Annotated in this window: 11 protein-coding genes; all 11 read left to right on the forward strand. The window is 67.9% G+C overall.

What is annotated here, in order from left to right:
* Nucleotides 1-15 precede the first annotated feature (15 nt).
* The 11 genes from AAEX57_RS02755 to AAEX57_RS02805 all read left to right on the forward strand — a co-directional run bounded on the left by AAEX57_RS02755 (nucleotide 16) and on the right by AAEX57_RS02805 (nucleotide 10,562).
* Entirely contained in the window at nucleotides 16-900 is an 885-nt protein-coding gene (locus tag AAEX57_RS02755) for a TatD family hydrolase (RefSeq protein ID WP_342090741.1), read from the forward strand.
* Nucleotides 893-1,744: a 16S rRNA (adenine(1518)-N(6)/adenine(1519)-N(6))-dimethyltransferase RsmA gene (rsmA, locus tag AAEX57_RS02760; protein WP_342090742.1), complete on the forward strand. Its 852-nt coding sequence runs from the start codon at nucleotides 893-895 to the stop codon at nucleotides 1,742-1,744. The genes AAEX57_RS02755 and rsmA overlap by 8 nt, the downstream gene beginning before the upstream one ends.
* Before the next feature lie 108 nt (nucleotides 1,745-1,852).
* A complete protein-coding gene (locus AAEX57_RS02765; protein ID WP_342090743.1) occupies nucleotides 1,853-2,803 on the forward strand; it encodes a 4-(cytidine 5'-diphospho)-2-C-methyl-D-erythritol kinase in 951 nt (316 codons plus the stop codon).
* Between the two features lie 81 nt (nucleotides 2,804-2,884).
* Nucleotides 2,885-3,424 carry a MarR family winged helix-turn-helix transcriptional regulator gene (locus AAEX57_RS02770; protein WP_342090744.1) on the forward strand — a complete coding sequence of 180 codons (540 nt, stop codon included), beginning with the start codon at nucleotides 2,885-2,887 and terminating at the stop codon, nucleotides 3,422-3,424.
* Between the two features lie 85 nt (nucleotides 3,425-3,509).
* Nucleotides 3,510-4,229 carry a DedA family protein gene (locus AAEX57_RS02775; protein ID WP_342090745.1) on the forward strand — a complete coding sequence of 240 codons (720 nt, stop codon included), beginning with the start codon at nucleotides 3,510-3,512 and terminating at the stop codon, nucleotides 4,227-4,229.
* A 66-nt stretch (nucleotides 4,230-4,295) separates the two neighbouring features.
* Nucleotides 4,296-5,609 carry a phosphoribosylamine--glycine ligase gene (gene purD / locus AAEX57_RS02780; RefSeq protein ID WP_342090746.1) on the forward strand — a complete coding sequence of 438 codons (1,314 nt, stop codon included), beginning with the start codon at nucleotides 4,296-4,298 and terminating at the stop codon, nucleotides 5,607-5,609.
* Nucleotides 5,610-7,046 (forward strand): adenylosuccinate lyase, encoded by a 1,437-nt coding sequence (gene purB, locus AAEX57_RS02785; protein ID WP_342090747.1) that lies wholly within the window; start codon nucleotides 5,610-5,612, stop codon nucleotides 7,044-7,046. It abuts the gene before it with no gap.
* A gap of 114 nt (nucleotides 7,047-7,160) precedes the next feature.
* Nucleotides 7,161-8,027 (forward strand): carbohydrate kinase family protein, encoded by an 867-nt coding sequence (locus AAEX57_RS02790; RefSeq protein ID WP_342090748.1) that lies wholly within the window; start codon nucleotides 7,161-7,163, stop codon nucleotides 8,025-8,027.
* A 344-nt stretch (nucleotides 8,028-8,371) separates the two neighbouring features.
* Nucleotides 8,372-8,602, forward strand: coding sequence for a hypothetical protein (locus AAEX57_RS02795; RefSeq protein ID WP_342090749.1), 231 nt, complete (start codon nucleotides 8,372-8,374; stop codon nucleotides 8,600-8,602).
* Nucleotides 8,603-8,781: 179 nt separating this feature from the next.
* On the forward strand, nucleotides 8,782-9,909 hold the full coding sequence (locus AAEX57_RS02800) for a sensor histidine kinase (RefSeq protein WP_342090750.1): 1,128 nt from the start codon (nucleotides 8,782-8,784) through the stop codon (nucleotides 9,907-9,909).
* A gap of 2 nt (nucleotides 9,910-9,911) precedes the next feature.
* Entirely contained in the window at nucleotides 9,912-10,562 is a 651-nt protein-coding gene (locus AAEX57_RS02805) for a response regulator transcription factor (RefSeq protein WP_342090751.1), read from the forward strand.
* Nucleotides 10,563-10,702: the final 140 nt, after the last annotated feature.

Here is a 10,702-nt window from a genome sequence, read left to right on the forward strand (position 1 = left end):
GAGAGAATGGACCCCATGGACATCCCCGCCCGGCTCGCCGAGCTCAAACTCCCTCCCTTGCCGGAGCCGTTGCCGCACCCCACCGTCGATTCGCACACCCATCTGGACTCCACCCGGGAGTACTCGGGGCTGCCGGTGGAGCTGAACCTGGCCGCCGCTGCCGCCGTCGGGATCGACCGGGTGGTGGAGGTAGGCTGCGACGTCGACTCGTCGCGGATCGCGGTGGAGCTGGCCGCCAAGTACCCGCAGGTGGTGGCGGCCGTCGCGATGCATCCCAATGACGCCGCGCGCAGCACGACGCTGGAGGCGGACATCGCCGCGATCGACCAGCTGGCCGGCGCCGGCGACCACGTCCGCGCCATCGGCGAGACGGGCCTGGACCACTACCGCACCACCGACGAAGCGCTGCACGCGGTGCAGGAGCAGAGCTTCGTCGCGCACATCGACATCGCCCGCCGGCACGGCAAGACGCTGGTGATCCACCACCGCGACGCCCACTCCGACCTGCTGCGCGTCCTGGACGAACAGGAGCTGCCGGAGCGCACCGTGATGCACTGCTTCAGCGGCGACGCGGATCTTGCCCGCGCCTGCCTGGCCCACGACGATGCCGAGCACGGCATGTGGCTGAGCTTTCCCGGCGTGATCACCTACAAGAACGCGCCCTACCTCTCCGAGGCGCTGAAGGTCACCCCGCTGGAGCGCGTGCTGACCGAGACCGACGCCCCCTACCTGACGCCGGTGCCGGCCCGGGGCAAGGCCAATGCCCCCTATCTGGTGCCGCACACCGTGCGCTTCATGGCCGAGGTGCTCGACGTCGACGTCGCCGCGTTGTGCCGACGGCTGCGCACCAACACCTTCGAGGCCTTCGGCGGCAGCTGGGGAGAGGATCAGGATGCCTGAAACCGGACTGCTCGACCCGCGCTCGGTGCGCGCCCTGGCCGCGGAGCTGGACCTCAAGCCCACCAAGCAGCGCGGCCAGAACTTCGTGATCGACCCCAACACCGTGCGTCGGATCGTCTCCTTCTCCGCGGTCGGCGCCGACGACGTGGTGCTGGAGGTGGGTCCCGGGCTGGGCTCGCTGACCCTGGGGCTGCTGGAGACCGGCGCCGCCGTCACCGCCATCGAGATCGACGAGAAGCTGGCGCCCCGGCTCGCGCAGACGGTTGCCGAGCGGATGCCGGAAGCAAGCGGCCGGATGGCCGTCGTGCATTCCGACGCGCTGCAGGTCAACGAGCTCGACGGTGATCGGGTGACCGCCCTGGTGGCCAACCTGCCCTACAACGTCAGCGTGCCAGTGCTGCTGCACCTGCTGGAGCGCTTCGAGAGCTGGCGCACCGGCCTGGTGATGGTGCAGCTGGAGGTGTGCGACCGGCTGGTGGCCACCCCCGGCAGCAAGATCTACGGCGTTCCCAGCGTGAAGATGGCCTGGTATGCCGAGGCCACCCGGGTGGGGACCGTGCCGCCGAAGGTCTTCTGGCCGGTGCCGAATGTGGATTCCGGGCTGGTGCGGATCATCCGTCGCGACCCGCCGGTGACCACCGCCACCCGGGAACAGGTCTTTGCCGTGGTGGATGCGGCCTTCGCCCAGCGACGCAAGATGCTGCGCGCCGCCCTGGCCGGGATCTGCGGTTCCTCGGCCGCGGCCAGCGAGGTGCTGGTGGCCGCCGACGTCGATCCGCAGGCGCGTGGCGAGGTGCTGACGATCGAGGACTTCGCCCGGATCGCGGAACAGCTGAACGCCTGATCAGCTTTCGGTTGAACGGTTGACGGCCTTGTCGCGCCCGGTTGCGGGGGATGATGTTTGCCCGGGGTGGGGGTGCGAGCCGGGCGGATCTGGGCTAGGTTCGCAGCCGTGGAAGCAACACGTCGAACGTCTGTGACGGACCAGACCCAGAGCGTGCGGGTCCGGGTGCCCGCCAAGGTGAATCTCGCCCTGTGCGTCGGTCCGGTCGGCGCCGACGGCTACCACCCGCTGGGCACCGTCTTCCACGCTGTCAGCCTGTTCGACGAGGTGCTGGCCAAGCCGGGGGAGCCCGGTCAGGTGCTGCTCACCGCCTCCGGTGAGGGGCTGGCAGATGTTCCCGTCGACGACAGCAACCTGGCCTGTCGCGCGGCCCGGCTGCTGGCCGAACGCCACGGCAGCCCCCAGCTGGGGGTCCGGCTGCACCTGAAGAAGCAGATTCCGGTGGCGGGTGGCATGGCCGGCGGTTCGGCCGACTGCGCCGGGGCGCTGCTGGCCTGCTCCATGCTGTGGGATCTGGACACCACCCCCGACGACCTGCATGATCTGGCCGCCGAGCTCGGCTCGGATGCCCCCTTCCCGCTGATGGGCGGCAATGCGATCGGCACCGGCCGCGGCGACCAGCTGGTGCCGATGATCAGCCGCGGCAGCTACCACTGGGTCCTTGCCTTCGCCCACGACGGACTCTCCACCCCCGCGGTCTTCCGGCGCTTCGACGAGTTGGCCACCCGGCCCGGAGCCCCCACCCCGAGCACCACCATCCCCAGTGAGGTCTCCGCCGCCCTGGCCACCGGCAATGCCGTGCGGCTGGGCCAGGCGCTGCGCAATGACCTGCAGGCCGCCGCCATCGACCTGCGCCCGGAACTGGCCCAGACTCTGCAGGCCGGCCTCGACGCCGGTGCGCTCGGCGCGATGGTCTCCGGCTCCGGCCCCACCTGCGCCTTCCTGGCCGCCGACGAGTCCGCGGCGATGGACCTCAGCTCGGCGCTGGCCAAGCTGCCCAGCGTGCGGACCACCCGTCGCGCCACCGGCCCTGTGCCCGGCGCCACCATCATGGGCTGAAGCCCCCCGGGATTGGCGGGGCAACAGCACGGCGTCGCCCCGGGCAAGCGGACGGGCCCGCCGGTCTGCTTTCATGTGCCTATGACCAGCCAGAGCCTCCCCGAGCCAACGGACACCGCCAACCACGACGAGGTGGACGAGCTGGTGGCGGCCTGGCGACGGGAACGCTCCGACCTGCCGGTGGATCCGATGCACATCTGGTCACGAATCCTGCGGCTGGCGGTGCACCTGGACGGGGCGCGACGGGTGGCGCACGCCCAGCACGGGCTGGAGGGCTGGGAATTCGACGTGCTGGCGGCGCTGCGCAAGGAGGGCGCCCCCTACACGATGAGCCCGGGGCAGTTGCTGAAGCAGACCCACGTCACCTCCGGCACCATGACCAATCGGGTGGATCGGTTGGTGACCCGTGGCTTCGTCCGGCGCCAGGCCGATCCGAATGACGGCCGGGTGGTGCGCGTCGTGCTCACCGACGACGGCAAGGAAGCGGTCGACGCCGCCCTGGAGGCCCTGCTGGAGGCTGAGGAGGCACTGCTCTCCCACCTGGACCCCGAGCGACGCGAGCGCCTGGCCGACGCGCTGCGCGGGCTGCTGCTGGCTCAGGAGGAGAGAACCGAGGGGTAATTCCCCACGCTGCCTTCTCAGGGGACGCTTGGGTGGCTTGGCTAGCGTGTCCTGTGGCCGACAATTCATCAACGAACGGATTGCCTTGACCACGCTGAGCCTCACCGGAACCACCGGGCCGATTCCCCTGCAGACCAACATCTTCGGTCAGCTGATGAGCTGGCTGGAGGGCCTGATGATCACCATCGGCGCCCCCGGCGCGGCGTTGGCGGTCTTCCTGGAGAATGTCTTTCCCCCGATCCCCAGCGAGGTGATCCTTCCCCTGGCCGGCTTCGCCGCGGCGAACGGGCACTTCGGCTTGGTGGAGGCGATCCTGTGGACCACTGCCGGGTCCGTCGCGGGAGCCTGGCTGCTCTACGGGGTGGGCCAGACGCTGGGCGTGGCGCGGTTGAAGGCGATCGCCGGGCGCCTGCCGCTGACCGATCCGCATGACATCGACGTCGCGATGGGCTGGTTCGAGCGACACGGCGGCAAGGCCGTCTTCTTCGGGCGGATGATCCCCGGGGTGCGCTCGCTGATCTCGATCCCGGCCGGTCTGCACCGGATGCAGCCGGTGGCCTTCACGCTCTACTCGGTGCTGGGCAGCCTGGCCTGGAATGCCCTGCTGATCCTGGCCGGGCACCAGCTTGGCGCGCACTGGGGTCGGGTCGAGGGCTGGGTGGCCGGCGTCCAGGACGTGGTGATGGTGCTGCTGCTGGCCGCGGCGGCGTGGTTCGTGGTCCGTCGGGTCCGTGCACGACGCGCACAACGTGCAGTCGGGCAGCCCCGCGCCACCGAGCGGGAGCGGGAGTTGGCCGACGCCTGACACGCCTGGCGTACAGCTCGTCGGTGCGGGGCCCTCGCGCGTCCCCGCACCGGTAGGCTCGCCCCTGTGACCGAACCACTCACCGTCCTCGTCGTCGGATCAGGCGGCCGCGAGCATGCGCTCGCCCTGGCCATCAGCAAGGATCCCTCAGTCAGCGCCGTGCACGTTGCCCCCGGCAATCCCGGCACCGCGGCCTTCGCCACCAACCACCCTGTGGACCAGAACGATGGCGCGGCCGTCGCCGCACTGGCCACCGAGCTGGGTGCCAACCTGGTGGTCGTCGGGCCCGAGGCCCCGCTGGTTGCCGGTGTGGCCGACGCGGTGCGCGAGGTGGGCATCGCCTGTTTCGGCCCCGGCCGGGTGGCCGCCCAGCTGGAGGGCTCCAAGGCCTTCGCCAAGGAGGTGATGGCCGCCGCGGGCGTGCCCACCGCCGCCGCGCGCGTGTGCACCACCCAGGAGGAGATCGAGGCCGCGTTGGACGAGTTCGGCGCCACCGGTCGGAGCGACTCTGGAGCGCAGCTTCCCTTCGTGGTCAAGGACGACGGGCTGGCCGCCGGCAAGGGCGTGGTGGTCACCGACGACCGCGAGGAGGCCCTGCAACATGCGCTGGCCTGTGACCGCGTCGTGATCGAGGAATTCCTGGACGGCCCGGAGGTCAGCCTGTTCGCCATCTGCGACGGCACCACCAGCCGGCCGATGCAGCCCGCGCAGGACTTCAAGCGCGTGGGTGACGACGACCAGGGCCCGAACACCGGCGGCATGGGTGCCTACACCCCGCTGCCCTGGGCGCCGGCCGACATCGTCGAGCAGGTGGACCGGCTGGTGATCCAGCCCACCCTGGCGGAGATGGATCGCCGTGGCGCCCCCTTCACCGGCCTGCTCTATGCCGGGCTGGCGCTGACCAGCAAGGGAATCCGGGTGGTGGAGTTCAACGTCCGCTTCGGTGACCCGGAGACCCAGGCCCTGCTGGCCCGGCTCAAGACCCCGCTGGGGCAGCTGCTGTACGCCGCCGCCACCGGCGTACTGGCGCAGACCCCCGCGCTGGAATGGGGCAGTGGCGCCGCCGTCGTCGTGGTGATGGCCGCCAATGGTTACCCGGCGAGCGCCGAGGTGGGTGGGCAGATCATCCTGGCCACCGACACCCAGGCCGCGCACACCATCCAGGCCGGCACCGCCGAGCTGGACGACGGCACCCTGGTGGCCAATGGCGGCCGGGTACTGGGCATCGTCGGCACCGGCGATGACCTGACCGCCGCCCGCCAGGCCGCCTACGCCCAGGTGGCGGCCACGGACTTCGCGTCGGGCTTCAACCGCACCGACATTGCCCTCAAGGCATCCCAGAACAAGATCAACCACACCGCACCCACCACGGAGAACTGAATGAGCGCCGTCCCCAATGTGTTGGCCAACCGCTACGCCTCGCAGGCCATGCGGGAGATCTGGTCGCCCGAGAACAAGATCAGGTTGGAGCGACGGTTGTGGATCGCCGTGCTGGAGGCCCAGCGTGATCTTGGGGTTTCCTTCGGCGACGACAACTCGCAGGCCGTGATCGACGCCTACCAGGCCAAGATCGACGAGGTGGATCGGGGCTCCATCGACGCCCGGGAGCGGATCACCAAGCATGACGTGAAGGCCCGGATCGAGGAGTTCAACGATCTGGCCGGTTACGAGCACATCCACAAGGGGATGACGAGCCGGGACCTGACCGAGAATGTGGAACAGCACCAGGTGCTGGCCAGCCTGCAGCTGGTGCGGGAGCGGATCATCACGGCCTTGGCGATGACCGCGGACCTGGCCGTGCAGTACACGGACCAGGCCATCACCGGCCGTTCGCACAATGTGGCCGCGCAGGTCACCACCCTGGGCAAGCGCTTCGCATCGGCCGTCGACGAGATGCTGGTTGCCCATGCCCGCGTCGACGAGCTGATCAAGCGCTACCCGGGCCGCGGGATCAAGGGCCCGATGGGCACCGCGCAGGACATGCTGGACCTGCTGGACGGCGACACTGCCAAGCTGGCCGAGCTGGAATCCCGCGTCACCCAGAGCCTCGGTTTCGCGTCGGTGTTGGATTCGGTGGGTCAGGTCTACCCGCGCAGCCTGGACTTCGATGCGGTCAGCGCGCTCTACCAGACCTCCGCCGGGCCCAGCAGCCTGTGCACCACCCTGCGCCTGATGGCCGGCAATGAGCTGGTCACCGAGGGCTTCAAGCCCGGTCAGGTGGGCAGCTCCGCCATGCCGCACAAGATGAATGCCCGCTCCTGCGAGCGGGTCAACGGTTTCAACGTGATCCTGCGCGGCTACGTCGCCATGACCGAGGGCCTGTCCGGTGTGCAGTGGAATGAGGGCGACGTCAGCTGCTCGGTGGTGCGCCGGATCGCGCTGCCCGACGCCTTCTTCGCGCTCGACGGCATGTTCGAGACCTTCCTCACCATCCTGGCCGACTTCGGTGCCTTCCCGGCCGTGATCGAGGCCGAGCTGGAGCGCTACCTGCCCTTCCTCACCACGACGAAGGTGCTGATGGCCGCGGTCCGCAAGGGCGTCGGCCGCGAGGACGCGCACGAGGCGATCAAGACGAATGCAGTCAACGTCGCGCTGGAGATGCGTGAGCAGGGGCTGCGCACCAATGACCTGTTCGACCGGCTGGCCCGGGAGTCGTCGCTGGGCCTGACCCGGGAAGAGCTGGAGGCGCTGGTCAGCCAGCCCCTGGAGCTCACCGGAGACGCCGGGAACCAGGTCACCCGGGTGGCGGCCCGGGTGCAGGAGCTGGTGGCGGCCAATCCCGAGGCCGCCGCCTACCGCCCCGGCTCCGTCCTCTGACGAGGGAAGAACCTGGTCTCCAGTACGGTCCTTGAGCTTGTCACAGTGTCCTGGCGACTTTCTTGCCTCTCCGAAACCACTCCAACGGTGCACCAGACCCGCTAGGTTCAATCCATGAAGAGCGTCTTCCTGGGCCTGACCACGCTGGATGTGGTGCAGCGGGTGGGGGAGCGGCCGCCCTGGGGCGTGAAGTCCGTGGTGGAATCCACCGAGCTCACCGCCGGTGGACCCGCGGCCAATGCCGCTGTCACCGCCGCGGCCCTCTTGGGACGTGCGACGCTGATCACCGGGCTGGGAGATTCGCCCGCCGCCCATACCGCCCGGGCCGATCTTGAGGCCCACGGGGTCACCATCGTTGATCTTGCAGATCCTGGTTTCACGCTGCCGGTCAGCACCTGCGTGGTGGAGCCGGACGGAACCCGCACGGTCTTCTCCACCAGCGCGCTGCGCACCCGGTTCCAGCTCAATGACGCCGCCCATCGTGCCCTGGCCACGGCCGATGCCCTGCTGGTGGACGGGCACCACCCGGTGGCCGCCGGGATGGCGCTGGGGCTGCTGGCCGATTCGCCCTGTCTCACGGTGCTGGATGCCGGCAGCGTGAAACCCGCGGCGGAGAGCTGGCTCAGCTGGCTGGACGTGGTGGCCGGGTCAGCCGATTACGCCCAGGGGCTGGGAGTTGATCTTGCAGGCGCGGTGCGCCACGTGCTGGAGCAGGGCGCCACCGCCGCGGTGATGACCGACGGTGGAGGAAAGATCCTCTGGCGGAACCCATCGGAGCAGGGGATGGTGCAGCCCCCGTCGGTGTCCGCCGTGGACACGCTGGGCGCCGGCGACGCCTTCCACGGTGCCCTGGTGGCCCACCTGCTGCTCTCCGACGGTGATCTTGGTGCGGCGGTGGCCGCGGCCAGCCGGGTGGCGAGCCTGCGGGTGCAGCACGCCGGCGCCCGGGGTTGGCTGAACCACCTGCCCGGCACCACGTGACCATTAACATTTGTGAATCTTCCTTGAGGCATTTTCGACTGGTTCTCTTTAGGTGGGAAGACTCACAAAGGAGATAGCATGAAAATCACTCGAAGCCTGACCACCGGAGTCCTCGGCCTCAGCCTCGCGTGCGGGGCGGTCGTGGGAGTCCCTACCCCCGCAGCTGCTAATGGCGCGCCCACGCCAACTGCGTCGTCAATTGCAACCCAAGGCCCTGCCCTGCCCTCGACGGCACGTGAAGTCTCGACCGAAGAAGTAGCCGGGTGCCCTAAGGAACGGCCGTGGCTCTTCGTGTATCCCGGTAAGGTCAGCGCCAGCAACTGCCGCGCGTGAGGAGAGGAACGTTGAACAAGTCTGGTGGAATCACTCAGAGCCCGTGGCTTTTCGCCGCGCTGCTCATGCCCATCGGTATCCCCCTTGCAGTCTGGGGCTCCTGGGACGCGATCCAGTCCGTAGGGTCGGCCACGTTCAAGATTCTGCTGACCTTGGCGGTGGCCGTCGGCACCTATCTCGGCCTCGTTGCACTGCTGTGGTGGAACCGCTACATGCAGCGTCGCAGCGGCCGAATCAGCTAGAATGGAGGATGTCCAATGGCTAGAGCACTGGAAATTCTTGGGGCGATACTGCTGGTCGCCTTGGCTGTGATCTTTCTGGGAGGATTCAGCGTCCTCGTGGAAGCCTTCGCTCCCTTCTATTGCCAGTTATTTCCAGAGCTGAAGCAGTGTCGCAGTGTGTCGTTTCTTTGAATAGCACTATGAGTTTTCAGGGGTCGCGGGATATGCAGCGGGCGGCGGGCTTCTCGCTGCTCGCTGCAGCTTCATTCTTGCTCGAGATCTCAGGTGGGTTGGTTGACGAGAGGACACCACACAACTTCTTGATCTTGCCGACGGTCGTCTGCCTGCTGACGGGCTTGGCCGGCTGGTTGCGGCGGTGGGATTGGGCGTTCACCCCCATGTTTTGTACCGCCATGTTGTTCAGCCAGCAGTTTAGTGAACTTTCCGCGCCTGTGCTCGCCATCTACGCCATCGGCGCGGGATGGGTGGCGAACTCGCGGTATATTGCCTGGTCTACTTCCTTTCTGGCGACGTCTGCTGTGGTTCTGGTCACGTCCAAGAATATCCCGGCCGATCTGTTCAGCATCGTCTTTCTGGCGGCACCCGCAACGATGGCTGGTTGGGTGTTACGGCAGTATCGAGAGCGCTATTCTCACCTGCAGGAAGCAGCTATGAACTGGAGAGAGGTCGCTGATGATGCTGCTGAGCTTGCCCGTCGGGATCTGGTGACACAACTGCATTCGACCTTGGCGCGGGATTTGGCGCGGATCAGCATCAACACCCAACGTCTCGCTGGGCGTGTGGATTCGGAAGCCCGCGAAGAAGCCCAAGACATTCAGCTGGATGTGCAGTCCGCCATGGTCAGTCTCCGATCCTTGATGGCTGGGCAGAGGGATGCCACAGATGGCGCTCTGGGGGCGGTCCTGTCGTCCTCGGAATCCCTGCTGTCCAGCCGTCGCATGAGGCTGGAGTTTGACGGGGAGCAGGGCACCGCGGAATTGGACCAGCATCAAGCCGGGGCCTTGGGGCTGGTTGCTCGGGAGGGGTTGTTGAACGTCTTGAAGCACGGGCAGGAAGGTTCCACGGCCTATGTCACGCTGGAAGTCCAAGCGGACCGCTCCGCCGCTTTGACCATCGCCAACCGGGTGTCGGCGAAGCCTACTCCGGCTGAACTCAGCAATGGTCTTGGGTTGGGAATCCTCTCTGAGCAGATGCAGGCCCAAGGTGGCCTGGTCACGTGGGGGCGTCATGGCGGCGAGTGGGTTCTCGTGGCTGAAGTGCCACCCATGAAGGCGGCGGTCCGTGGCATCAATGAGCAGGAGAACTGAGGGTGAGACTACTTCTGGCAGATGATGATCCGGTGGTCTTGATAGGTCTTGCTGAACTCCTGTGTCAGCAGTCAGGGATAGAGGTGGTCGGCGCGGTCAAGGATGGTGAGCAAGCCGTCGAGTTCTGTGCCGCGCACGCGGTCGACGTGGCATTGCTGGACGTCGACATGCCGATTGTGGATGGTGTTGAAGCAGCCAAGCAGATACTGCAGCGCACGCCTTCCGTGGTGGTCGTGATGTTGACCGCCTTCGCCCATGATGAATTCCTGGGGCGTGCTCTGGCGGCCGGGGCACGGGGCTTCCTCACCAAGGACCTGTCGGCAGAACGGATCGCAGAACTCTTGCGGGACGCGGTGGCCGGGCAAGTGGTCATGGGTCCCAAACCTCTCCAGATGTTGGTCACGGCCTATGGGGCCCGGGCAGTGGACTCTGAGGCGCGGCAGGAATTTGCGCGGGCAGCGGAGACCCTTCCTGTACGACTTCGGGAAGTCTTCGATCTGTTGGCCCAGGGGCTACCCAACCGCGTCATTGCCCGTCGGCTGGGCCTCACTGAATCCACCACTCGCGTCTATGTTTCCAAGGTCTTGGCACACACCGGTTGCAGGTCGAGGTCGGAAGTGGCCGTGAAGGCGCTGGGCTCAGGCCTCGGTTGACGATTGGTGGCTTCGGAATCCTCAACCGCCGTGGTCTCAGGCGCAGACACCCGTTGACAGAAGTCGGGGGGGGGGGGGGGGGGGGGGGGGGGGGGGGGGGGGGGGGGGGGGGGGGGGGGGGGGGGGGGAGGGGGGGGGGG

The sequence above is a fragment of the Luteococcus sp. H91 genome, assembly GCF_038433135.1.
GTDB lineage: Bacteria > Actinomycetota > Actinomycetes > Propionibacteriales > Propionibacteriaceae > Luteococcus.